General features: G+C 32.5%; 25 protein-coding genes, 1 tRNA gene and 1 pseudogene. 4 read left to right on the top strand and 23 right to left on the bottom strand.

Features of this window, described 5'->3' with window-relative positions; genetic code table 11:
- Positions 1-188: 188 nt before the first annotated feature.
- Positions 189-404, top strand: a pseudogene (locus NSS86_RS04570) (IS5/IS1182 family transposase); the annotation flags it as partial.
- A 60-nt stretch (positions 405-464) separates the two neighbouring features.
- Here the strand turns inward: NSS86_RS04570 and NSS86_RS04565 are convergent.
- The 18 genes from NSS86_RS04565 to bshC form a co-directional block, all read right to left on the bottom strand.
- Positions 465-1262: a VOC family protein gene (locus NSS86_RS04565; protein WP_000274855.1), complete on the bottom strand. Its 798-nt coding sequence runs from the start codon at positions 1260-1262 to the stop codon at positions 465-467.
- Positions 1263-1552: 290 nt separating this feature from the next.
- Positions 1553-4306, bottom strand: coding sequence for an isoleucine--tRNA ligase (gene ileS / locus NSS86_RS04560; RefSeq protein ID WP_000384691.1), 2754 nt, complete (start codon positions 4304-4306; stop codon positions 1553-1555).
- A gap of 220 nt (positions 4307-4526) precedes the next feature.
- On the bottom strand, positions 4527-5144 hold the full coding sequence (locus tag NSS86_RS04555; protein ID WP_031878723.1) for a DivIVA domain-containing protein: 618 nt from the start codon (positions 5142-5144) through the stop codon (positions 4527-4529).
- Between the two features lie 23 nt (positions 5145-5167).
- Positions 5168-5947: an RNA-binding protein gene (locus NSS86_RS04550; RefSeq protein ID WP_000607104.1), complete on the bottom strand. Its 780-nt coding sequence runs from the start codon at positions 5945-5947 to the stop codon at positions 5168-5170.
- 109 nt (positions 5948-6056) lie between these two features.
- On the bottom strand, positions 6057-6347 hold the full coding sequence (locus tag NSS86_RS04545; protein ID WP_000354114.1) for a YggT family protein: 291 nt from the start codon (positions 6345-6347) through the stop codon (positions 6057-6059).
- Positions 6348-6358: 11 nt separating this feature from the next.
- Complete coding sequence (locus NSS86_RS04540) at positions 6359-6922, bottom strand: cell division protein SepF (protein ID WP_000018608.1); 564 nt, start codon at positions 6920-6922, stop codon at positions 6359-6361.
- On the bottom strand, positions 6919-7587 hold the full coding sequence (locus tag NSS86_RS04535) for a YggS family pyridoxal phosphate-dependent enzyme (protein WP_001548498.1): 669 nt from the start codon (positions 7585-7587) through the stop codon (positions 6919-6921). The genes NSS86_RS04540 and NSS86_RS04535 overlap by 4 nt, the downstream gene beginning before the upstream one ends.
- 23 nt (positions 7588-7610) lie before the next feature.
- On the bottom strand, positions 7611-8402 hold the full coding sequence (pgeF, locus tag NSS86_RS04530; protein WP_000999343.1) for a peptidoglycan editing factor PgeF: 792 nt from the start codon (positions 8400-8402) through the stop codon (positions 7611-7613).
- 259 nt (positions 8403-8661) lie between these two features.
- Positions 8662-9834, bottom strand: a complete 1173-nt coding sequence (ftsZ, locus tag NSS86_RS04525) for a cell division protein FtsZ (protein ID WP_000888997.1) — start codon at positions 9832-9834, stop codon at positions 8662-8664.
- A gap of 32 nt (positions 9835-9866) precedes the next feature.
- Positions 9867-11279, bottom strand: a complete 1413-nt coding sequence (gene ftsA / locus NSS86_RS04520) for a cell division protein FtsA (protein ID WP_000391031.1) — start codon at positions 11277-11279, stop codon at positions 9867-9869.
- A gap of 105 nt (positions 11280-11384) precedes the next feature.
- The gene (locus NSS86_RS04515) at positions 11385-12704 is read right to left on the bottom strand and encodes a cell division protein FtsQ/DivIB (RefSeq protein ID WP_000342182.1); all 1320 of its coding nucleotides are present in this window, start codon (positions 12702-12704) and stop codon (positions 11385-11387) included.
- A gap of 15 nt (positions 12705-12719) precedes the next feature.
- A complete protein-coding gene (gene murD, locus NSS86_RS04510) occupies positions 12720-14069 on the bottom strand; it encodes a UDP-N-acetylmuramoyl-L-alanine--D-glutamate ligase (RefSeq protein ID WP_000935991.1) in 1350 nt (449 codons plus the stop codon).
- 1 nt (position 14070) lies between these two features.
- Positions 14071-15036, bottom strand: coding sequence for a phospho-N-acetylmuramoyl-pentapeptide-transferase (mraY, locus tag NSS86_RS04505; protein WP_000578458.1), 966 nt, complete (start codon positions 15034-15036; stop codon positions 14071-14073).
- A 291-nt stretch (positions 15037-15327) separates the two neighbouring features.
- Positions 15328-17562 (bottom strand): penicillin-binding protein, encoded by a 2235-nt coding sequence (locus NSS86_RS04500; protein WP_001118653.1) that lies wholly within the window; start codon positions 17560-17562, stop codon positions 15328-15330.
- Positions 17543-17944 carry a cell division protein FtsL gene (gene ftsL, locus NSS86_RS04495; RefSeq protein WP_000257598.1) on the bottom strand — a complete coding sequence of 134 codons (402 nt, stop codon included), beginning with the start codon at positions 17942-17944 and terminating at the stop codon, positions 17543-17545. The genes NSS86_RS04500 and ftsL overlap by 20 nt, the downstream gene beginning before the upstream one ends.
- A gap of 13 nt (positions 17945-17957) precedes the next feature.
- Positions 17958-18893: a 16S rRNA (cytosine(1402)-N(4))-methyltransferase RsmH gene (rsmH, locus tag NSS86_RS04490; protein ID WP_000468384.1), complete on the bottom strand. Its 936-nt coding sequence runs from the start codon at positions 18891-18893 to the stop codon at positions 17958-17960.
- 15 nt (positions 18894-18908) lie between these two features.
- Entirely contained in the window at positions 18909-19340 is a 432-nt protein-coding gene (gene mraZ, locus NSS86_RS04485) for a division/cell wall cluster transcriptional repressor MraZ (RefSeq protein ID WP_000480800.1), read from the bottom strand.
- A gap of 143 nt (positions 19341-19483) precedes the next feature.
- Positions 19484-21097 (bottom strand): bacillithiol biosynthesis cysteine-adding enzyme BshC, encoded by a 1614-nt coding sequence (bshC, locus tag NSS86_RS04480; RefSeq protein ID WP_000340465.1) that lies wholly within the window; start codon positions 21095-21097, stop codon positions 19484-19486.
- A gap of 194 nt (positions 21098-21291) precedes the next feature.
- Here bshC and NSS86_RS04475 point away from each other — a divergent pair, with 194 nt between their 5' ends.
- Positions 21292-21732 (top strand): N-acetyltransferase, encoded by a 441-nt coding sequence (locus NSS86_RS04475; protein WP_001289711.1) that lies wholly within the window; start codon positions 21292-21294, stop codon positions 21730-21732.
- Positions 21733-21840: 108 nt separating this feature from the next.
- On the opposite strand, the gene NSS86_RS04470 is transcribed toward NSS86_RS04475, so the two are convergent.
- The 3 genes from NSS86_RS04470 to NSS86_RS04460 all read right to left on the bottom strand — a co-directional run bounded on the left by NSS86_RS04470 (position 21841) and on the right by NSS86_RS04460 (position 22985).
- Positions 21841-22536 (bottom strand): YjjG family noncanonical pyrimidine nucleotidase, encoded by a 696-nt coding sequence (locus tag NSS86_RS04470; RefSeq protein ID WP_001788648.1) that lies wholly within the window; start codon positions 22534-22536, stop codon positions 21841-21843.
- Positions 22537-22659: 123 nt separating this feature from the next.
- Positions 22660-22794 (bottom strand): beta-class phenol-soluble modulin, encoded by a 135-nt coding sequence (locus NSS86_RS04465; protein WP_000147103.1) that lies wholly within the window; start codon positions 22792-22794, stop codon positions 22660-22662.
- A gap of 56 nt (positions 22795-22850) precedes the next feature.
- The gene (locus tag NSS86_RS04460; protein ID WP_000398672.1) at positions 22851-22985 is read right to left on the bottom strand and encodes a beta-class phenol-soluble modulin; all 135 of its coding nucleotides are present in this window, start codon (positions 22983-22985) and stop codon (positions 22851-22853) included.
- Between the two features lie 362 nt (positions 22986-23347).
- On the opposite strand from NSS86_RS04460, the gene NSS86_RS04455 reads away from it, so the two are divergent.
- Positions 23348-23421, top strand: a tRNA-Arg gene (locus tag NSS86_RS04455).
- A gap of 467 nt (positions 23422-23888) precedes the next feature.
- On the opposite strand, the gene NSS86_RS04450 is transcribed toward NSS86_RS04455, so the two are convergent.
- Positions 23889-24077 (bottom strand): hypothetical protein, encoded by a 189-nt coding sequence (locus NSS86_RS04450; RefSeq protein ID WP_001245796.1) that lies wholly within the window; start codon positions 24075-24077, stop codon positions 23889-23891.
- A 248-nt stretch (positions 24078-24325) separates the two neighbouring features.
- Here NSS86_RS04450 and NSS86_RS04445 point away from each other — a divergent pair, with 248 nt between their 5' ends.
- Entirely contained in the window at positions 24326-25273 is a 948-nt protein-coding gene (locus NSS86_RS04445) for a TDT family transporter (RefSeq protein WP_001239282.1), read from the top strand.
- 305 nt (positions 25274-25578) lie between these two features.
- Here the strand turns inward: NSS86_RS04445 and NSS86_RS04440 are convergent, their stop codons facing one another.
- Positions 25579-25806 (bottom strand): hypothetical protein, encoded by a 228-nt coding sequence (locus tag NSS86_RS04440; protein ID WP_000149423.1) that lies wholly within the window; start codon positions 25804-25806, stop codon positions 25579-25581.
- Positions 25807-26001 lie beyond the last annotated feature (195 nt).

Below are 26001 nucleotides of genomic sequence, written 5' to 3'. Positions count from 1 at the left end.
GTCCCTTCCTAGGGTGCCGTCTCAGCCTCGGTCTTCGACTGGCACTGCTCCCTCAGGAGTCTCGCCATTAATACTACGTATTAACATGTAATTTTACTTTTAAATACTTTAAAAAAATAAGACATGAATCGTCTACACTTAATTGGACAAATTCTATGAGAATAGATATTGTTAATTTAAGAAAGTAGGCTATTTTGAGTTTCACTCGAATGTCAGTTCGAGGAATAAATAAAGTTAAACGAGAGCTAGGTTTTGTATTAATGGCACTTAATATAAGGAAAATAGCAGCTCAACGAGCTGTACATTATAAAATACATATCAAAAAAGCTGATTTCTATCAAATAATTAATAGAAATCAGCTTTTTACATTGCCTAAGAACTTAATGTCCCAGCCTCCTTCATAACTTGTATAAAAAGATCATTAAAAACGATTCATTATATGGTTCGTCCATTCAAAGTATATACTAATCTTCAACTTCGATATGATTAAAGCGATAATAGATACCATCCGGACCTTGTAAATTTAAATGTGTTGTTTCAGGATAATGAAAGTCAACAATTGCTAATCCATACGTATCAAAATTTTCTACACGTTTCGTTGCTGATACCCAATCATTCATGGCCAAATGTTGATAATAGCCATTCGATGCTAAAAATATTGAATAATCATCCATATATGCCGATTGCTCTAATCCAAAATAATCGAGGTAGTACTCTTTTACCTCTGATAAATGAATTGTCTTAATATGCAATGCACCTATAATAGCGTCATCTGGAATACCTAACCATAACAATTTTGTTGCATGACTCACTAATCTCGGTACATTTAATGGTCTAATATCAATTTTTACTAAATCATTTTGCCTCGTCCATTGCGCTTCGTCTTTATCAACATAAAATTTAAAACCGTTTCCTTCTGGGTCTTCAAAAAATAATGATAACGAAGCAGGCTGTATACCTCCGTTAACTGGAATATCATATTCGCTTAAATGAATTAGTAAATTAGCTAAATCACTAATTTGAGGTAGTTTAATTGCGATATGAAACAGTCCCGCTTCGGACATTAAAGGTTCACGTCCATTTTGTAATTCAACAAGTGTAATGACATGATTATTTTGACCTACTTCATATTGTATCGATGTTAATGTCTCATTTATAATATTTAATCCTAATACGTCCTCATAAAATGGCTTTAATTCATTCTTATCTCTCACATTTAAAGTGATACCATTTACAAAGTTTGCGTTACTGTTATGATACATTCAATTAACTCCTATCAAATTCAATATCTGTGCTTACTTTTACTTAAAATTATCGCGAACATAATTGAGAATAGCAACTATAACGCATTTATAAGCTTCAGAGAATTTGTACCATTCCTGAATAATTTTTATTTTAGTAAATTACACATTTTTTAACACATATAACCAGTAACTTGGTCATTTTTTTATTCACAAAAAAACTCTCTTCATCATGTCAACAAAAACTACAACATGATTATGAAGAGAGCTTTAATTTATATCATCTGTATAAGTACTTTATACAATTTCAATTATACCAGTGATTTTACAACTTGTTGGCATCGTGGACATAGATGCGTCAATTCATCAACAGCACCAAGATCCTCTGAATAGTTCCAACATCTTTCACATTTTTCACCATCTGCATGTTCGATGACAATATCACCATGTTCATAAGCTGTTGCCTGATCATCTAACTTATCTACAACTTTAACTTGTGACACGATAAATAATTGATGTAATGCATCAAATGAAGTTAAGAATTCAGATGCATTAAATTTATCGTTACTAGCAATCGTAACTTTAGCTTCTAATGATTTACCAATAACTTTTTCATTACGAGCAGTTTCTAATGCACGGTTCACATCATCACGTAAATTCATAAATGTACGCCATTTATCCAATAAAGCTTGATCTACTTCTACAACTTTAGGCATGTCTGCTAAGTGAACACTTTCTTCTTTAACATGTGGTGTATGAGACCAAACTTCTTCAGCTGTATGCACTAAGATTGGTGCTAACAACTTCGTCATATCAACTAAAATTTGATATAACACTGTTTGCATACTACGACGGATATGAGAATCACGTTGTTCAATATATAAAATATCTTTACCGTAATCCAAATAGAAATTACTTAACTCAACATTGATAAAGTTTTGAACTTCTTGATAAATATTTAAGTAGTCAAAGTTTTCATAGTTGTTAATCGTACTTGCAGTAAATTCACGTAAACGATTTAGCAAGTAACGATCCACTTCTAATAACTCTGATTCAGGAATGCTATCTGTGTCAGGATTGAAATCGTTAATGTTACCTAACATAAATCTTAATGTATTTCTGATTTTACGATAAACATCAGATGTTTGTTTTAAAATTTCATCAGAAATTCTAACATCAGCTAAATAGTCCGTACTACTTACCCAAAGTCTCGCAATATCAGCACCTTTTTGTTTAACCACTTGGTCAGGTACAATCACATTACCTAAAGATTTACTCATTTTCTTACCTTCACCGTCCATAACAAAACCATGAGAAAGTAAGAATTTATAAGGTGATACTCCTCTTGTAGCAACTGAAGTTGTGATAGAAGAGTTGAACCAACCACGATATTGGTCACTACCTTCTAAATACATATCCGCTGGGAAACTTAATTCCGGTCTTGTTTCCAACACGCCACGGTGTGATGAACCAGAATCAAACCAAACGTCCATAATGTCTGTTTCTTTAGTAAATGTACCGTTAGGGCTGCCTGGATGTGTAAATCCTTCTGGTAGTAAGTCTTTCGCTTCTCTTTCAAACCAAATATTTGAACCGTGTTCTGCAAATAAATCAGCAACATGATTCACTGTTTCTTTCGTCATGATAATTTCGCCATTTTCAGCATAAAATACTGGTAACGGTACACCCCACACACGTTGACGAGAAATAACCCATTCGCCACGGTCACGAACCATATTGTAAATACGTGTTTTACCCCAATTTACTTTGAAGTTTGTATTTTCGATTGCATCTAAAATATCTTGTCTTACTTTACTGATTGAGGCAAACCATTGTGGTGTAGCACGGAAGATTACAGGTTTTTTTGTTCTCCAGTCGTGTGGATAGCTATGTGTAATAAAGTCTAATTTTAATAGTGCACCTTTTTCTGTTAATAAATCAGTAACGGCTTTATTAGCTTTATCATAGAACATCCCTTCAAATTGGCCGCCTTCTTCAGTAAATACACCTTTATCATCGATTGGACTAATTACTGGCAATTCATATTTTTGACCAACAATATAGTCATCTTCCCCGTGACCTGGTGCTGTATGTACACAACCTGTACCAGCATCTGTAGTAACATGATCACCATTAATCACTAACGATTCTCTGTCTAAGAATGGATGTTGTGCTACAACATACTCTAATTCTTTACCTGTGTATTCTTTTTCTAATTTGATTGATGCTTTATCCCAATCCAGTGCTTCTGCTACAGCGTCAGACAAGGCTTCTGCAATAATATATTTTTCGCCATTTACATTGTATTGACCATATTTTAATTCAGGATGAACGGTAATCGCAACATTTGATGGAATTGTCCATGGCGTTGTTGTCCAGATAATAAATTTAGCATCTGCATCAACGACACCTTTGTCATCTTTAACGTCAAATGCAACGTAAATTGATGCTGAACGTTTATCGTGATATTCAATTTCTGCTTCTGCTAATGAAGACTCACTTGAAGGAGACCAATAAACTGGCTTTTTACCTTTATAAATTAAACCTTTATCTGCCATTTCTCCAAAAATACGAATTTGTGCAGCTTCGTATTCAGGTTTTAATGTAATATATGGATCATTAAAGTCACCACGAACACCTAAACGTCTAAAATCTTTTTTCTGTAATTCAATTTGTTCTAAAGCAAATTCTTTACATTTCTCACGGAATTCAGCTGTTGACATTTTCTTTCGGTCAACACCTTTTTTCGTTAATGCTTGTTCAATTGGTAAACCATGTGTATCCCAACCTGGTACGTATGGTGCATAGAACCCTTGCATAGTTTTATAACGTACAATAAAGTCTTTTAAAATTTTGTTCAAGGCATGTCCCATATGTAAGTTACCATTCGCGTATGGTGGGCCATCATGTAAAATGAATGTTTCGTTACCTTTATTTTTTTCTAACGCTTTATGGTATTGATCTTCTGCATCCCATTTTTCTTGAATTTGCGGTTCCTTGTTTGGTAAACCACCTCGCATTGGGAAATCTGTTTTAGGCATTAATAACGTTTCTTTGTAATCCATTTTTTTCACTCCTTAAAAATTTAAAAAACTCTAAGTTAAATTAAAAGGGACGATTGCTCGCGGTACCACCCTTATTAACTCAACTTAGAGTTCTCTCATTACATTATTTAAATATTAAAAAGCCAGTGATATAACATACATGCTTTTACTAGGCTCTCACCATTACCTAATTCGCTGTGAAAAGTTAAATGTATATTACGCGTCTGTCTTTATTTAATTCTTACTTCTTAGTTGTTTCTGAATCATTGGATTGTTGATTATTGTCTGGTGTATTTGATGCATTATTTTGTGCATTTGCTGCAACTTCATCTGGCTTTAAATCATTTTCATGCAAATGATGAATATTTTCAAGCGTCACTTGTTCAGCGTCTAAATCATAATTCAACAAGTAATCCCAATCTTCGTTTTTTAATAAGTCTAATTGCGCTTCAACTAACATACGGAAACGCGATCTAAATACTTTTGATTGACGTTTCATATCTTCAGTCTGGAATGCTAAACGGCGTGCTTTTTCTACCGCGTCACCAACCATTTGATTAGCTTGCGCTTCTGCCTTAGCTATAATCGCTTCAGCTTGTTTCTCTGCAGCTTGCTTAGTTTCTTCACCAGCTTTTTGAGCTTGTATCAAAGCATCACTTACAGATTGATGCACGTCTTGATAAGACTTAATATTAGTATCTCTCTCTTCGATTACTTTTTCAAGTTGTTTTTTATCTTCTTTAAGACATTCAATTTCAGTGCTTAGTTGCTCCAAAAAATTAGCAACTTCAGTAGGTTCTAAACCATTCTTTACACGTGAAAACTCTTTATTCTTAATTTCATTTGGTGTAAAAGGCATTTGTTATCCTCCTTAAATCATTACTATTTGAATAATGTTCTATAGGTAATGTGCGTTTTATCTTTTTTAGTTTTACCACCTAAGTCAGTAATGTGTGCTCTACCAAAACCTTGGATGGATATTAAATCATTTGCTTGTAATTGAAAATCTGCTGAATCAACAATAGTGTGATTCACTTTAACACGTTTTTTTTCAATTAGTTGTTTCGCAATCGTACGTGATTTACGTATCATTTCTTTAATAACAACATCTAACCTTAAAGAACTAACTGTTGCACTTTCATTTTTCCAATTCTCATTAGATTGTATCATATCTGTTACTGGAATAGTATAAAGTTTAACTGATGCGCCTTTAATACGTTGTAATTCTAACATAATAAATGATTCCAATCTACTTGTCAAAACAAATTGAATTCGTTCATTCACAATTATATCTCCAACTTGTTCGCGTTCGATACCTAAAGACATTAATGTCCCTAAAATATGTTGATGTTTTAAAGTGACGAATTTTTCAGGATACTCTATTTCCATTAAAGTTAATTCAAAGTCACTTTCTTTAGGTTCATAATAGTTCGGCGAAATGATTGCTCTTTTTCTTTCAGCATTAGGCCCGCCATAAAAAGAGACGTTTAAATCTTCATAACTGCCACAAATCACTTCCAATATATATTGCCCTCTTGGATCTAAAAAATGCGTTAATACTGGTGCATAATGTTGTTCCGCTTGATCACATTTATCCGTTAGCTGATCAATTAATTCGTATTCTTCCTGTCTAAAGTGTTGATAAATATCTATGTTAATCACTACCTTAAAAAAATTATAAAATACCATCTATTGCCCTTATATTCAGAAAAATACATATCAAAAACGAGGCTAAAGTATCATGTACCCTTGCCTCGTTATGTCGCTTAATTTATTGTAATTGAATTAAAATCCAATTAAAGATTTGGAGTAACCCTTTTTGGAATAATACTAAAACGATAATTGCAGCGATTGATGATATGTCGATAATTCCAATAGGTGGAATTACTTTTCTAAATGGTTGTAAGAAAGGTTCATATATTTTCGCTAAAAAATAACCTACCTTAGTTTCTCTAATACTTGGTACCCAAGATGTAAAGAAATATATAATCATGCCGAAATAATAAATTTCAACAACAAAAAGGATAAATTTAAATATTGTAGCTAGCACATTTATATCCATATGTTAACTCCTTAGTCGAATGAATGTTCCATATTTTCAATATGGTCTGTAATGCTTCCAGCTACTTCCACATTATCAGGCGTACATAAGAAAATATCAGTACCTACACGTTGGATATCTCCACCGATTGCATAAACAGTACCGCTTAAAAAATCAATAATTCTTTTCGCTGATACTTTATCAATACGTTGTAAATTGACAAGTGTCGCACGGCGGTTTTTAAGCTCATCAGCAATATCTTGTGTATCTGAAAAAACACGTGGTTCGAATAAACACATTTTTGAACTTTCTTGTGATGCATTGTTTGGTGTAGCATTGTTCATAGTTACAACATTACGTGAATTATTTTTTGAATAATTAGACATACGGTTATTCCTTTCTTCTGACGTTGTTGTATATCTTGATGCAGATTTTTGAGGGACTGATTTGATTGCGTTTTGTTTTGTTGTTTGTTGTGACTGCTCTTTTGCTGGCGCTTCATTGACCTGTTGTTGTTTGTCAGGTACTTCTACTTCCTCTTCATCATCTATTACAAAAAATCCACTAAATAAATCTTTTAAAGCCAAGTGGCTCACTCCTCTTCTCCTACAAGTTTAGTCCCAATTCTAACAAACGTCGCACCTTCTTCAACTGCAATAAGATAGTCATTACTCATTCCCATTGATAATTCATCACAAGGCGCATATTCTAAATTGAGTCGTTGTATTTCTTCTTTTTTCAAACGTAACTGTTTAAATAACGATCTAATATATGCTTCATCATCTGTCAATGGTGCCATCGTCATTAAACCTACAATTTCGATTTTGTCATATTTTTTAAGATCATCTATAAACTGATCAACATCTTCTAAAGCAATACCATGTTTAGAAGCTTCTCCCGAAACGTTCACTTGCAAGAAACATTTAATTTTATGTTCTGCACGTTTGTTAATTTCTTTGGCTAAGCTCAATCGATCTAAAGCATGGAAATAATCTACGTCGTTTATAACGTCCTTAACTTTTCGAGATTGTAATGATCCTATAAAATGAATCACCGCATCTGATGGTAATGCTTCTTTCTTTTGAAAAAAGCCTTCCAATCTATTCTCACCAAAATGTCTTATTCCAGCCTCATACGCTTCTTTAGCTCGCTCTATTGTAACATATTTTGTAACTGCAATCACGTTTGGTTTTGTTGAAAAATTATTTTTTTCACTTTTGTCATTAATTTGTGTTGAGATTTGTTGTAAATTATCTTTCACACGCAAACATATCTCCTCCTTGTTTACTGTTGACCAATGAATACTAACATGCGTCCTGTTTGACCTTTTTCTAATCGATAAGAGAAAAATAATTCTAAATGTTCAGATGTAGCATACGCTGTCGTATAAATATTTTCTTTAGGAACACCATAATAATTTAATAATTCAGCATTGGCTTTTTTCAAATCAATACCATGACGATCTCGTCCTCTAGTTTCAATATAGTTGGCACTATCAATTGGCAATGTTTCAAATTTATTTTTAATATCATCATTAATTTCATAACTTGATGATGTAGATGGTCCAATAACGACATGTAAGTCTTTCAAATCAAAGTTCACATGTTTTAGCACTTCTTTTACAATTTCAGTATAGGTACCACGCCAACCTGCATGCGCCAATGCAATAAAATGATGTTTTGTACTATAAAAATATACTGGTACACAGTCTGCATAACACATCGTTAATAAGACATTACTATCATATGTGTACATCGCATCAATACCATGAAGCGCATCAGTTAAAGTGTCTATATTTGTGCCTATATCATCCTTTGTAATACAAGCGACTTTATTTTCATGTGTTTGGATGGGAAACACCCAATTTTTTCTATCAAACGCAATTTCTTCAGCTAATTGCAATTGATGTTGAGTAATATTATATGGGCGATCATCAATATATCTCGCCATATTAAAAGCATTTTTAGGATAGTCGCTTAAACCATCTCCTCTAGTTGTAATACCTAGAGTAATACCTTGTTGTAATAATTCTTCATATATTAAATGATGCGGTTGCTTTTTAAAATTATCATTCACTCGATCGTCACCATCATTTCATTTAAATTATCTTCGTCTAACTGTACAAAGTTAATAATTATATAATATAACATTTATGTTTAAAGTTAAAATGTTGCGCAAATAATTTTTGACTTAATTTTGACACGATACTTAAACACTTTTAATGACTTCGAAAAACTTAAATGTCCTTCTACATGTTCTAAAAATTAGTAAAAAAATCATCAGATATGTTATCTGATGATTTGTGTTGAATTATTTGTGTATATATATTAACCGATTAACGTCTTGTTCTTCTTGAACGTCTTTCTTCTCTATTTCTAATGAAGCTTGGAATATCATCTTCTTTAGTTGTATGCGTTCTTTCACTTACACTATCAGTTGCTTGTGCATTTGATGAATTTGAAGTGAATGATTCATCTTTAGAAGTTGCATTGCTAGAAGTATTTACGCTTGTTCCGAATCCAGTGCTACCAGATTTACGACCATGTGATGTTGGTTTGTCATCAAAACCAGTTGCAATAACTGTTACAACAATCTCATCTTGTAATTCAGGATTAATAACTGTACCGAAAATCATATTAACGTCTTCATCTGCAGCATCTTGGACAATATCAGCAGCCTCTTGTGCTTCAAATAATGACAATGACTCGCCACCAGTAATATTCATAAGCACACCTTGTGCACCAACGATAGATGTTTCAAGTAATGGAGAAGAGATTGCTTTTTTAGCAGCTTCTACCGCTCTATTTTCACCAGAAGAAACACCAATACCCATTAATGCAGAACCTTGGTTAGACATAATTGTCTTAACGTCTGCAAAGTCTAAGTTTACTTCACCAGAAACAGCGATTAAGTCTGAGATACCTTGTACACCTTGGCGTAACACGTTATCAGCTTCTTTAAATGCTTCCATCATTGGCGTAGATTTGTCAACGATATCTAATAAACGGTCATTTGGTATAACGATTAATGTATCTACTGCAGCTTTCATAGCTTCTACTCCAGCAGCAGCTTGAGTTTGACGTTTACGTCCTTCAAAACTAAATGGACGAGTTACAACACCAACAGTTAATGCGCCCATTTCTTTTGCAATTTTAGCAACGACTGGTGCTGCACCAGTACCAGTTCCGCCACCCATACCAGAAGTAACAAATACCATGTCTGCACCTTGGATTGCATCTTCAATTTGTTCACGAGATTCCTCTGCAGCTTTTTTACCGATTTCAGGGTTAGCTCCTGCTCCTAAACCACGTGTTAATTTTTCACCGATTTGGATTTTAGATTCAGCTTTAGATAAGTTTAAAGCTTGACCGTCTGTGTTGATAGCGATAAATTCAACATTATTCATTCCGTGGTCAATCATTCGGTTTACGGCGTTGTTACCGCCACCACCTACACCAATGACCTTTAAAGTCGCTAAATGATTAAATCCTTGTTCAAATTCTAACATTTAAATTTCCTCCTAGTTTTATTGGCCAATAATCATTCAAATAGAGATTTCATTAGTTTTTTGAATTTACTTTCTTCTTTATCTTTATCTTTGTCTTGAACATGTTCATGATTCTGTTTATGTTCCTGATGATTATCTTCTGATTGATAAATTTCTTCATCTGTTGACTCTACTTCATTTTCATGAGTATCTTTTTTGTTTGTTTTACGTTTAAACCAATCAAATCCGCCTAATTTAGATTCGTTATCTTTGTCTTTCACATCAATAACATCTTCTTCAGTTTCTTCATTATCATGATAATTAATTGTAACATAATCTAATAACTCATCAAAAGCGATACTACTAGAAATTGTAGAAATTGCTGAAGAAAATTCAGGTTTTCTAATTCCCATTTGTGATGGCGTGTGAATTCTAACTTTTTCACTTACCATATCTGATAATAATTCTTTTACGCCAAGTAAGTTTGCAGATCCACCAGTTACAATAAACCCACCATTTACTTTTGTTAATCCTAAATCTTGTAAAACATCAAATACTTCGAAGAATATTTCTTCTACACGCGCTTCAATAAAGTCACTCAAATCTTTTTGAGTATACTGTACTGTTTCATCACTATCAACCTGTTCAACAGTGAAGATATCTTGATCTGAAGCAGAATCATAGAATGCATGACCATATTGGTGTTTAACTTTTTCAGCAGTTTCATAAGAAGTGTTTAATCCTTGTGCAATATCGTCTGTAATATCACGCCCTGCCATTTCGATAGAATCAGCATCTACTAATTCACCGCGTTCATAAAAAGCAACTTGCGTAACGTCTTCACCAATATCAATGACACATGCACCTAACTCTTTTTCAGTAGCTGTTAGGATTGAACCATAGTTATATGCATCAGAGTAAACATCTAATACATCAACACCACATGCTTCTACGCATTTAATCATATTAATTAAAATCGATTTTTGAATAGCAATTACGCCTGCTTCAACCTTTAATGAATGTCTGGCAATTAATTCTTTAGGGTCTGAAACCTCATTTTCTTTATCGACTATAAAACGAATCGGGAACACATTAATTACTTCTGTTTCTTGCACATCATTTTTTTCTCTAATACCTTCTAATACTTTTTCGATATGTGAACCGTTGATTTCTGTATCCTCATAAAAGTCGATTTCATTTGATTCATCATAAACTTCCGTTCCAATGATAGGTAATTTCAGGAAAACTTCTTTAATATCAACACCCGAAGCGATTGATGCCTTTTTAATTGTGTCTTTGATTGCTTGTCGCGCAATATCAAAATCATCAATTAAACCATTTTTTATACCGCTCGTGTAGGTTTGTCCTGTACCTATCACATTTATACCATTGTGAAATTTCTCGCCTACTATTGTTTTTACGCTTGATGATCCAATATCAATACTTACGTAGTAATGTTCTTCCATAGATAGGCACCTCCTGACAAATTACTATTAAAAAAATACACTATCCTTAGTTTACAATACGTTGAATGGCTTGTGAACTATAAACATAGACAATATCAAAATTTTTTAATTATTCTTACTTGATTGTTTGTTAATTTTGTTTAAAACGCTTTGTAATTCTTCTTTTGCTTGATTTTCCTCTTGAGATGATTTAGTCACATTTTTATCGCTTTCTGATTGACTAGACGTGTTTCCACGGTATGGGATAAATGAAGCACCGACTGATAAATCAATATAGCCTCTTGTTTTTAGTTTACCCGAACTATCCCTTGATAATGATTGTGACATCTGCGGATAATATTTCATTTTCTTAGATATCGTCGAAATATCACCGATTACTTGAAGTCCATCTGTCGTAAACAATTCAATTCTGCTTTGTTTGTTTTTACTTGGGGCGTATGTCACTTCGGCAATATATCGTCTAACTTCAGGTGTCATTTCAGATAACGCCTTAATCATATCATCTTCTTTTGTACCTTTGAAACCATCCATGACAGGTGCATCATTAATTTTGACATCATTTGAACCTTTAAGCAATTTACCATTTTCTAATAAAGGTAAATATTTACCTTTATATTTCACTAAAGCAATAATTTCATTTTCTGTGATATCTACGTTTAATGTGTTTGGTAATTGCTTGTGTATCTCAACACTTTTGATTAATGGATCCTCTTCGAGATCATTAATAGCATTTTTTTTACTAAACGTATACATCCTCGAATCATTTTTAACACCTAAAACTTTGTTTATCTTTGAAGTACTAACGTGATTATTTCCATTTATATTTACATGCGCAATTTTACTAAGTGGTGAAAACATGTAAATTAATATAACAGCAATCAACAATACTAATATTGTAATAACACTGTATTGGATTCGTTTTTGTCGCTTACGTCTTAACTTCCGCTTTTCTTCAAGTGTTAATGGCTTTAATTGTGTTACTTTACTTTTTCGTTCTTTTTTCGTTACTGTTTCCTCATCATTCGAGTCGCTATTTTGTTCTTTAGGAGCTGATTGAGGTTGTTCGTTGCCGACTGCAATTCCATTCGATTCATTTTGGTCGTCAATTTCTTGATTATATCTATAATCCTCATTTTCAATATTAGAGTCTGTAGAATCATCGATATTATTATCATTCGCATGACTAGAAGCAGAACCATTATTTTCATCATTGCTTTCTTCTTTTTTGAAGTCTTTATTTATCAAGTAAATTTCTTCATCAAAATCAGCTTGTTGAGATGTATCATCTTTATTTTGATTAGAAAAATGTGTAGCCTTTGACCTTTTTCTTTGCCGTCTTTTCTTAGATGTATTCCTCGTAAATAATTCTAATTCATCTTTATCTTCATTTGATTCTTGTTGATCGTTCTTCGTTTTATCATCCATCAATACTCACACCCTTTAATAAGATGGTAAATGGGCACGGAATCTTTCAATAAATTTCTCTCCACGCTCTTCAAAAGTACTATATTGATCCCAACTCGCACAAGCAGGTGACAATAATACAACATCATTTGGTTCTATAATATCTTGTACTTTATCAACAGCGTCTTCGACATTGTTCGCTTCAATGACCGATTTCCCTTGACTATTACCTAGTTTAGCAAACTTAGCTTTCGTTTGTCCGAATACAACCATCGCGCGAACATTTTCCATATAAGGAATGAGTTCGTCAAATTCATTCCCTCGATCCAAACCACCACATAACCAAATGATTGGTTGATTAAATGAATTTAAGGCAAACTGTGTTGCTAGCGTGTTTGTTGCTTTGGAATCATTATAATATTTATTAGTTCTATTAGTACCAACATATTGCAATCTATGCTCTATTCCTGAAAATGTAGTTAAACTATCAATAATTGCTTTAATAGGTACACCAGCTAAAATACAAGCAAGCACAGCTGCTAATATATTTTCTAAATTATGTTCACCAGGCAATACTAGATCTTCAGTGTTAATAATACGAACACCTTTATAAACGATAAAACCATCTTTAATATAAATACCATCAACTTCTTGTTGAGTTGAGAAATACAATGTCTTAGCTTTTAATTCTTCCGACTCTATCACTTGTCTTTGATGATAATTACAAATCAAATAATCTTCTTCCGTTTGATTTTTATATATTTGCTTTTTAGCATTTTGATAGTTTTCTAAATTTTCATGGTAATCTAGATGCGCCGAATAAATGTTAGTAATTATAGCAATGTGTGGTTTATACTTTTCAATTCCAAGTAACTGGAATGACGACAACTCTGTAACTAAATAATCTGTAGGCTTTACTTCTTGTGCTACTTTAGATGCAACATAACCAATATTGCCGGATAATCTTCCAGTTAAGCGACTTTTTTTAAACATATCTCCAATTAGAGAAGTAACTGTCGTTTTACCATTTGTACCCGTTACAGCTATGATTGGTGCTTCAGAGATTAGATAACTTAACTCAACTTCTGTTAAAATTTTCAAACCTCGTTTCACTGCTTCATCAATAATAGATACTGTATAAGGTATTCCAGGATTTTTAACAATTATTGGATTATTATCAAGCAATGTTAATGGATGACTTCCACTTACAACAGAAATACCCATAGATTCTAAATCTTTTGCATGAGCATCTTGCGATAAGTCTTTCCCATCATTGACAGTCACATTCGCACCTAATTTACTTAATAATTTAGCTGCTTCATAACCACTTTTTGCCAAACCGACGACTAATACATTTTTATTTTCTAACCCTGTATAATTAAGCATCTTAATGCACTCCAATCCATAAACCGATTAAACCTGAAATCAGACCAACAGCCCAAAATACTGTAACTACTTTCCATTCGCTCCATCCTATCAATTCAAAATGATGATGAATCGGACTCATTTTAAATATACGCTTTCCAGTCAATTTAAAGCTAGCGACTTGTAACATAACAGATAATGTTTCAATTACGAATACTAAACCTATAAAAATTAATGATAATTCCTGATTAAGCATGATTGAAATCGTAGCAAATATACCACCTAAAGCTAAGCTACCTGTATCTCCCATAAACACTTTAGCAGGGTTAATGTTATATGGTAAAAATCCTAAAAGTGCAAACAACATAATGATACAGAAAATACCAATTGCCGTTTCTCCTAACACAAAGCTCATGATGGCATACATTGTAAATCCGATAATTGACAGTCCAGTTGCTAATCCATCTAAACCATCTGTTAAATTTACCGCATTAGAAAAACCTACTTGCCAAAAAACAATGAAAATAACATATGCAAATGATAGTGGGATTGCTACATTCGTAAATGGAATATGTATGCTCGTAGAAAAATTCACCAAATGAAACACATTACTTAAAACAAAGAAAATAATCGCAATACCAATTTGCGCCAAAAACTTCTGTTTACTTGTTAAACCTTGGTTATTCTTTTTAACAACAATAATATAATCATCTATAAAACCAATTAACCCAAAACCAATCGTCACAAATAATAACAGTATGATTGGATTAGCTTGATCTACAAATATAATAGCCACCAAAGACGTTATCACAATACTTAATAGAAATGTTAGTCCACCCATCGTTGGTGTACCAGTCTTCTTCATATGGCTTTGTGGACCTTCTTCTCGAATACTTTGACCAAATTTCATCCTTTTTAATGTAGGTATTAAAACAGGTACCAAAACAAATGTAATCACTAGCGCTAATAACGCATATACAAAAATCATAACTATCTCCTCTTCTTAATCCAGACTTTTTTAACCACTAATATATTATCAATTTTTCAATTAAATAAACAAAGTTGTAATCAAAATTTATAATTTTTCTTTTTTACGGCATAAGAGGCCAGTATAAAAAGTTTGCCTATAACAAACAAGTTAATCTGACCTCGTCTACCTTAAAATTCTCTATCAACACTTATTTATAAAGATTAAATGAAGATGTTTTTTTCTATCACAGCATTACTTTAGTAAAAACAAATAGTGACAATACACCCTTATTTAATGTAGCCATTCTTGTTAGTCCGACTTATCCTTGTCAGTTTTACTGTCAGATTTCTTCTTATCAACTGAATTTGAATCAGAATTATTCGTCGAATTGCTGTCTACATTCTCTGATGAAAATTCTACGTCTATTTTATCTTTTTCAGTAAGTTTTTGTCCCTTACTAATTGATTGGTGGGACACAAAACCGCTACCTTTTAAATTTACTTTAATATTTGTTAGGTTTTCAAAAGCAATGACATCTTCTTTCGTCCATCCTGACATGTCAGGCATAGTTAAGTCTCCGTCTGTTAATAACAGTACTTTACTATGAGGTAAGACTTTATTCCCTGCTTTTATAGATTGTGCTTTTATTTGTGTGCCAGAACCGATAGTAACTGGTTCTAATGATTTTGCACTCACATTATCAATAGCTTTTTGTTTGTCTTGACCTTCAACATCTGGCACTTTACTATACTCTGCATTAGATGTGTCATCTTTTGATTTACCTACATTTAAATATTTCAAAGTATTTTCCATTATTGGTTTAAACGCTTTACTAACACCTAATTCATAAGCTTCTTGGTCATTTTTTTGTGCCAAGCTCATACCAGCGTATACAATAACTTTAGGATTTTTCTTCGGTGCGTCACCCATAAAACTTACAAAATATGGGTTTGGACCTTTAACGTATCCACCACCATTAGGTGCAGCGACTTGTGCTGTACCAGTCTTACCTTCGACCTCATAACCATCAATACGATAGTTTGCAGCGTGACTCTTCTTACTATTCACAACTAAATCCAATTGCTTTTCAACTTTTTCAGCAGTATCTTTTGTTATTGGTTTGCCTGCGATTTGTTTTTGACCTTTATAAAATTGTCTTTTACTAACAGGATTTTCAACGCTATTCACAAACCATGGTTTTAACATATTACCATCATTAAAGAACGCTGATTGCGCCTGTAACATTTGAACAGGTGTTACTGTTGTCGATTGACCAAATGATGACGTTTTTTGTTGCAACTCATTACTCCATCCAATTTGACCAGGTGCTTCTCCATCAAACATACCTTTAGTTGATTTTCCAAATCCAAATCGTTCATACCAAGATTTCATTTTGTCTGCACCAACTAAATCTTGTAAATGCATCATCAATGTATTAGATGAATAAGTAAATCCGAGTGACATTGGGATTTCACCCCAACCGACTCTATTCCAGTCTGAAATACGTGAACCCATAATATCTCTATGTCCAGATTTATATTTCTTATCAGGATCAAAAGCACCTTCTTGAATAGCAGCTGCTAACCCATATGATTTAAATGTTGATCCAGGCTCGTATGTGTTTTGATAAAGGTCATTTGCCCACTTTTTACCAAAGTCTTTACCAGTTTCAGGATTAAATGTTGGTCGCTGACTGTATGCTAAAATTTCTCCAGTTTTGGCATCCATGACAACCGCAAATAAATCTTTCGGCTGGTATCTTTCAACCATGCCATCTAAAGCTTCTTCAACAAATACTTGAATATTTGAATCGATTGTTAAATGGACATCATCACCACGTTTAGGCTGCTTCTCTTTTTTAGTATTTGGTGCGATATATCCCCAAATATCATGAATATATCTCAATGATCCTTTAGATCCACTTAAATAACTATCAAAAATCTTTTCAACTCCAAGTGCACCTTTAAGTTCACCAGTATCCGGATTTTTCTGAGCTCTACCAATTAAGTGTGATGCAAAATTGCCATTTGGATAAAAGCGTTCTGTTTCAGGCAATAAAGAAATACCAGGCAAATTCATTTTCTCTATTTTCAATTTGTCCTGATACGTTAAATTTGTTCCTTTGCGTCCAAATTCAATTTGGAAAGCTTTCTTTTGACTAAGTCTCTTTTCAATTTCCTCTGGCTTCATATCAATGACTGTAGATAATTTCTTTGCAGTCTCTTTTTTATCAACTACATGCCTAGGTTTTTTAGAATTGGCACTCGCCTTTTTATCTATTACTGCAACAAGTTTATATCTTTCTACATCTTCTGCTAGCACTTTACCATTACGATCATATATCTTTCCTCGTTCTGGTTGTTGTGCATTCTTAACTAAATACTTTTCATTTGCCTTCATGACTAAATCTTGACCATTAGAATGTCCAGTAATCATGATATATGAAATTCTTAAAACCAATATAAAAAAGAGCAGTCCGAATAAACCAACAAGTAGGACTGCCCCTATTTTATTTTTTTTAATTTTAATTTTTTGCTTCGCCATTACTACGCACTACCTTTACATTATCGTTCTCAAGGCTCATCCCCTGTTTCTTAGCCTTTTCGTATATGCGTTCATAAGAAGAATTCTTTTTGATTTCAGATTGTAAAGCACTGTTTTCACTTGATTGTTTATCTATTTTATAATCTAAATCTGCAATCTTTCCTCGCGTATCATACGCATCCATTTTTAAAGATAGCATATAAATACTTAACATAGCAATTACAGTAATCAAAGTTATGTATAAAACTTTTTCAAATTTAGTTAATTGTACAACCACTTTTCTCGAAACAGTCTTCTTTTCGGGCTTAGTTTGTGGTTGTTGCTTCGGTATACTATTATAAACTTGTTCGTCATATGGTTGGTACACTTTTTCTACAGCCATTATAAATTGCTCCTTATTTAAGTATTTCAGCTACACGTAATTTCGCGCTTCGTGCTCTGTTATTGTCATCTAAATCTTCTTCTGTAGCGGTAATCGGTTTACGATTAACACGCTTTAACTTAGGTGTATATGCTTCTGGTATAACTGGCAATCCTCTTGGTACCTCTGGACCTTTTTCATATTCTTGGAACACCTGTTTACATAAACGATCTTCTAAAGAATGGAAAGTGATTACCGAAATCCTGCCGTCTACTTTCACTAATTCAATCGCTTGTTCTATTGAATCTTCAAAAGCTGACAATTCATCGTTTACTGCAATTCGTAGTGCTTGAAATACTCGTTTTGCAGGATGTCCGCCTTTTCTTCTTGCTTTTGCAGGAATACCTTCTTTTATAATGTCAACTAATTCTAATGTTGTTGTTATTGGTTGTTGTTCACGATGTGCTTCGATTCTTCGAGCTATCTGTTTTGAAAATTTCTCCTCGCCATAACGATAAAAAATCTTCACTAACGCTTCATATGACCAATTGTTAACAATTTCATATGCTGTTAGTTCTTGTGTTTGGTCCATACGCATGTCTAATGTTGCGTCATGGTGATAACTGAATCCTCGTTCTGGAATGTCGAGTTGTGGGCTTGAAACACCCAAGTCGTAATAAATTCCATCTACTTTTTCAATGTTTAAGTCTTTTAATATTTGAGTTAATTCACGGAAGTTGCTATGAACAAAAGTCACCTTATGCAAATGATCCTTTAATACCTCTTTAGCATTATCAATTGCAGTTTGGTCTTGATCGATTGCTATTAATCTTCCGTCGTCATTTAATTGATTTAGTAAATAAAGGGCATGTCCCGCTCCACCTAGCGTACAGTCAATGTACACACCATTTTCTTTTACATTTAAATAATCAATGGTTTCGTTTAACATAACGCTGATATGATGAAACACTTCAATTCCTCCATTTTAAAAATCAAAATCTATTAAATCTTCAGCAATATCTTCGAAACTTTCTTCAGATTCTTCATAGAAATCATTCCAAGTTTCTCTATCCCAAATCTCAATACGATTTGAAACACCGATTACTGTACATTCTTTAGTTAAATTAGCGTATTTCCTCAAGTTTTGAGGGATGTTAATACGCCCTTGCTTATCAAGTTCTACTTCAACAGCACCAGAGAAGAACATACGCATAAACTTACGTGCGTCTTTTTTTGTCATAGGTAAGGTTTTCATTTTCTCTTCAATCTGTTGCCATTCGTCTAGAGTGTAACCGAATAAACATTTATCAAGGCCTCTTGTGATAATAAAACGCTCATTTAAGTCATAACGAAACTTGGACGGTATAATCATACGTCCTTTTGTATCTAATTGATGATCGTATTCTCCCATGAACATTTTTTATCACCTCACCTTATATATAATTTACCACATCTCCCCACTATCCACCACTATTTATACAAAATTTGTGAAATTTATTTTAAAAAACAAAAAAATGCCCGATTTATCATTAAGATAAATCGGGCTAAACCCTTGGTATATTAAGGTTTTATAATAATATGATCAAAAGTGTAAGAAAGTGGTGGATAGGTGGAGGGCTTGAACACATCTGTCCCAAAATCATTCAAAATTTGAAGTGGATTCCATATTCTTTCTTGTAATCCTCCCATTGGATGGAGTGTTTCTTGAATTTCTCTAAATTGCTTCATACTGATGTCGTTTTCTCTTTCAATGTTTAAAAGATAACGTTTTAACAAATAATCATACTGTTGTATATGAATTTCATTATTTTTATTCACAAGGTTAATATTATTTTGATTCCCCGCCACTTCATCTAATAAGTCTTTGTTTAGACGACGCTGTTGTTCAATCATACCTTCTACCTTTTCAATAAATTGATGTGATGCTTGTTCTCTAATAAACTTACTTCTTTCTCCTTCAACACCATCGACTAACACTTTTTCTAATGGAATATTGTATTTCGAAAGTAATTTTTCTATACGGTCATTTAAATAAGTAATTCTAAGCCTTGGCATCACGATAGGCATTTCAACATCAAATAGTTCAAATACATCTTTTAGTTCAGCCCAGTACTTAATTTCACTCGGTCCTCCAACAAATGCCACCGTGTTAAATAACCATTCTTCCATTAATGGTCTTGTCACTACATTATTAGAAAATAATTCAGGTTGATTTTCCGCAATATTTATAATTTCTTCCTTTATATATGTCTTATCTGTTTTATTTAATTTAAAATGCTTACCATCATACGAAACTAATTGGCGCATATTTTCATCATGTAAGAATAAATGAACATTTGTATCTGTTTGTATCATCGCATTCAAGCCTTGATTTTGAGTACGTTGTTGTGTTGCTCTAAAAGCATCATCAAGCAACTGATGTTTTTTCAAAATCTTTTTAAACATAGGCGCTTCCATTTTTCTTAACGGCTCAAACTGCGCATCTATAAATAGAACGCCATATGCTTTAAATGTTTCATGCAGTAGTGCTTTAAACATATCAGTCCACGAGTCATATTGGTCAATAATTCTGTCACAAATCTCCAGTAGACCTTGTGTATGAACAGTTTCTTTCATATGAATGAACATCGTTTTTAAAGTTTGTTTCAACTCAGCCTTATCAGGATAATATCTAGAGACTGTCGTCTCTGGCATCTCCATTGTATGATATTTAACCTTATGCAGCGACCCATGATTTTCGTTATAAACAAATGTATGATTCACTTCATCGAAATCATGATCTTCTCCTGCAATCCAAAAAACTGGTACTACTTGTTGCTTATGTGTATCCGTTAATTCCTTAGATAAAGTAATGATTGAAAATATTTTATGGAATGTATACAATGGTCCCCCGAAAAGCCCTGCTTGTTGTCCACCAATCACAACTTTTGAACCATTAGCTAAATGTTGTATGTTTAATTCTTGTTCATTTGAAAGCTTTAAATCACTCATATATTCACGAATAACATTCGCTAATGCCGCTTCTCTTCCATTATTTTCTTTAGACATCCTTTTTTCAAAACTAGTTTGTTGAGCTGCATCATATTGAAATAATCCTGTTATTACAGGGTCACTGCTCTTTATTTTTGGTATAAACTGATCTTTTTCATTTAAACTAACTACTTTACAGTCCATGTTTTTTCTCCTTAAGTACGCGATTACAAACTATAGTATAAAGTCTATACCGGTGATTGACAATTTTACGGCTTGAAAATCAATTTAATCATGGAAAATTTATAATATTCATTGTTTTACATTTTCAAATCAATGAAAAACACAAGTGGTTTAATGTATAATAATAGTAGTAAACAAATAAGGGGTAGATAAATATGAGTGAAATCAAACGTCTTGAAATTAATTACAAAACTGACGAATTATTCGAAAACTTTAGAGCGTTTGGCAACAAAGACTTATACATGGTCAATGAGTTAAACGGTCAAATGATTGATGCAAGTTCAGATTCACCATTTTATGGCATATTTGTCGGAGATCAATTAGGAGCTAGAATGGCATTACTAAAAAAAGGTGATGTCGAAGAAATCTACTTCCCAGATTTTGAAGATTATATATTATTATGGAAGTTAGAAGTATTACCAAAATATCAAAACAGAGGGTACGCTTCAGAATTGATTGATTTTGCAAAGAGTTTCAATATGCCAATTAAAGCCATTGGCAGAAATGATTCTAAGGATTTCTTTTTACATCATGGATTTACAGATGTGGAAGCTAAAAATATAGAGGGACATGATGTCTTATTGTGGAAACCATAAGATAATAATATTCGACACTACGAGCATGAAAATGCATCTTTTCGTAGTGTCGTTTTTACAATTACTTTCTTAAGCTAATATAAGTAAATCATTTTCAAATTATTTGTCTTAACGTACAATATCATTTAGTTGTTTCCATGAATTAATTTCATAATCAGGTATAATTCCTGGATTATGATCAAATCCTCTAAAATTAAACCAGCAAGTAGCTATACCCGCATTGATTCCACCTAGAATGTCAGATGTTAAAGAATCTCCAACTATAATCGAGTGCTGTCTTTCATCCTCACCAATATCATTAAAAACATAATTAAAAAATTCCGGATTAGGTTTTTGATATCCTGTTTCCTCAGATATAAATATCTTTTTAATATATTTATGCAACGGCGTCTGATTTAACCTTCTCTTTTGCGTTTCGGTTACACCATTAGTAACAATATATAAATCATGTCTTTTCGATAATTCGACAATTGTTTCTAATGTTTGATCAAAGTATTTAACTTTAGCTTCTGCTAATCCATTTCTAAATAACACATCTGCACGATGCCCATCAACTTCCATTTGATGATGTTTGAAGTAATTCACAAATCGTTCTGATAATACTTCAGACTTCGTTAATTTATTTTGTTGAAAAGCTTCCCAATGTTGGTGATTGATTTTTTTAAATGTTAAAAAATCATCCTTTGTTGCTTTATGATTAAAAACATTCGCCATATAGTGAAACGCCCATTCTTCTGCATCATAAAAATCAACAATTGTATCATCAAAGTCTATCAAAATATTTTTATATCCCAATTTCCCCATCTCCTATATTGTCTATGTATCTAAATCTTAACAGAGGCTCAAATTTCTGCAAATAAAATAAACTGAGTGCATAACATTAAAGTATGCTCACCCAGTTTATTTTAAAGAATATTAGTTATTATATTAGAATCCAAATAATTTACCTAGTAAACCCACACCGTTAGCAACGATGTCTACGATACTTGTGCCTAATTTCACACTATCATGTTGTTGTGCAGCTTGCACAGTATTTGCGATTGCTTCTGCTAGTCCAGTCATTTAAATCTCTCCCTCACCTTTGAAATAATACTGATTACTTACATAACATATTGAAATTAGAATCCGAATAATTTACCTAATAAACCTACGCCATTTTCAACGATGCTCACAATGCTTGTGCCTAATTTTGCGCCATCATTATTAATTGCTGCAGTTACGGTATCTTTAATTGCGTTAAATAAACCTTCCATTGAAAACACTCCTTAAAATTTAAATTTGAAGATAACAAAAACGTGCGTAGCTTTTAAATCACCGAAATGTTATTCGCTTAACGTTTTGTTGTTGTTATTTTAAAATAAATTTGATGCAATTAGTTTGTTTATCCGCACAACATCTTATAATGTACTTAACTGTATTTTAAAGAGAAAAGAAATACAGTTAGGCATTCAAAACTGTATTTAACACAATTAAGTTGCCTGAATTCGCATTTAAGTCTTATTGAACCTTTTTAGATAAATAGCTCTATAATAGTGAAAAATATAAACATTTTTATTTACAAGGTATTGCTAATTTAAGTTCATTTAGATATAATAATTCTTGTGTTGTTAAACGTGTCCTGGTAGCTCAGCTGGATAGAGCAATGGCCTTCTAAGCCATCGGTCGGGGGTTCGAATCCCTCCCAGGACGTTTATAGGTATTTTTATACGCATTACCAAACAAAAGAGTTCCGTGATTACGGGGCTCTTTTTGTTTTGAATTTCAGTAATATAGTATGATGCGTCACCAAAACGTCCCCCGCATAAGCCCCGAAAATACAGTAATTAAAACAAGCATGCTTATTCGTCATAGAATTTTTTGACACACAATTGACACGCGTCTGACACTTGTTTATACATTTTTAATTAAGTAATTTTGTGCTCAAATTTCATCTATACTGCACCTGAACTACACCAACACTACACCAAGATTTTTAACACTCACCATTTGCATGCGTAGAGATTTTTATTATTATATTATTCCTATAGATTTTGATACTATTCAAAATTTTAGGGACTTTTCAGGGGCCCGAAATCCTATAATTAAATACATTTAAAAAAATAACCACGTCCATCGAGACGTGGTTTTTTAATTATTTAACTCACTAATTATTCTTCTTAATTTTCATTGCTAAATATACTATTGGCAAATTTATAAAGTAGTTCAGCGTTTTTCAATGACATATTGTCTAATGATCTTTCTTTTTTTCTCATTCTGTGTATTGTGCTTTGTGGAACTCCTGTTTGTTTCGATATATGTAAACTGCTCAAATCACTGTCTAATAGTTTTTGAATTTGATTTCTCATTTTGTACACCCCCTTGTAAATCTTCAATCATCATTTAAATTAAATAATTACTTTTCCACATATTCCAATATTTAGGTTGCAAAGCATACCTCAAATATCATTAATTTTGAGATTTAAATGTCAATTATGTGTCTATCAATCCAATATACATACTCTAATAACGTAATAGTACACACTCTTCTTATTAATTGGCCATAGCTATCATGATATAATTAGTGAAGAAAATCACATAAGAAAGGTTGTAAATCATGAGACTTCAAAAAGCACCTCTAGTAACGTCAGGACTAGTCTTAGGATTATTAGGCCTGGGTAATCTATTAAAAGACTTATCTCTTACTTTAAACGCTGTTTGCGGAATCTTTGCTTTCTTGATTTGGATTCACCTTTTATGTACTATGATCAAATATTTTAATAATGTGAAAGAACAATTAAACAGTCCTCTAGTTTCATCAGTGTTCACAACATTTTTCATGTCTGGCTTTTTAGGTACTACTTATTTAAATACATTTTTTAGTAACATAACTTTTATCAATAGCTTAATAACGCCTATTTGGATTTTATGCCTTGTGGGAATTATGACGCATATGATTATTTTTTCAATAAAATATTTAAAAGATTTTTCACTTGAAAATGTTTATCCTTCGTGGACTGTACTTTTTATTGGTATTGCTATCGCAGGATTGACGGCACCCGTTAGCGGATGTTTTTTCATAGGTCAATTAACAGTAATATATGGCTTTGTAGCTACTTGTATTGTCTTACCTATTGTTTTCAAGCGATTAAAAGCATTTCCATTGCAGACGTCAATCAAACCGAACACATCGACAATTTGTGCACCATTTTCTTTAGTCGCTGCAGCATATGTTATAGCCTTTCCTAAGGCGAATGCTTTTATCGTAATTATATTTTTAATATTAGCTCAAATATTTTATTTTTATATCATTATACAATTGCCTAAATTACTAAAAGAACCTTTTTCGCCCGTATTTTCAGCTTTCACATTCCCTTTAGTAATCTCAGCAACTGCTTTAAAGAACAGTTTGCCTGTACTTATGTTTCCAGATATTTGGAAAGGTCTTTTGTTTATCGAAGTGTTATTAGCCACTGTAATAGTACTTAGAGTCTTTATAGGATATCTTCACTTCTTTTTAAAAAAGGAAAATCAAGATAAATTTCTTCGTAATGCGTCTCAGTAACACTATTACCAAGAATTAACACGCATATTTAATAACTAAAAAAGAGGCAGGTAATCTTGCCTCTTTTTAGTGTATATCAATGCCTCTTTGATTTAATATGATCTTATCAATGATACCTTCTGACTAAAGCTGTAGTAACTATACTAGAACGTCTAGTTCATAAACACGTTTCACTCTAACCTTTATTTAAATAATATATAAGCAGCAAACGCCAAGGCTAATATACCAATAAAATAATTAATAAAGATTTTTATTTTAGTCTTTGTAATAGTTGACAAATTTTATCACCTCTAAATATCGATAAATTAAACACCGTTATTTTTCCTTTGCCTATCTTTTATCATTTCAGAAGGTACTCCGAAAATAAACATCAGAATAAATAATATAATTGGCAAATGTGGTATGTTTTCTAGCAAATACCATCTTAAATTCCAATCAAACACCATATTTGCATACGCCACAAAATATTTACTAAATAATAATACTACGCATATTCCAGTTAGTGTATCTAAAACCTTTGTCAAATGTGTCATTTATAGCCATCCTTTATATATGCTATTTTCACAACCATATGTGTCATGTGTTACAAAAACTGTTTACAGCAAATACATATTTACCACGATAAATATAATATACCATAGATCTAACATTACATTAAAAACAAATTTTAAAAATATCATTATTAAATAGAGCATTGTATCAATTACTTACTAGTGTTATCATTACCG

Source organism: Staphylococcus sp. FSL W8-0056 (assembly GCF_037963075.1).
Classification (GTDB): domain Bacteria; phylum Bacillota; class Bacilli; order Staphylococcales; family Staphylococcaceae; genus Staphylococcus; species Staphylococcus aureus.
The sequence above is the reverse complement of the archived record's forward strand: the minus strand, read 5'-3'. Positions and strand labels throughout refer to the sequence as shown.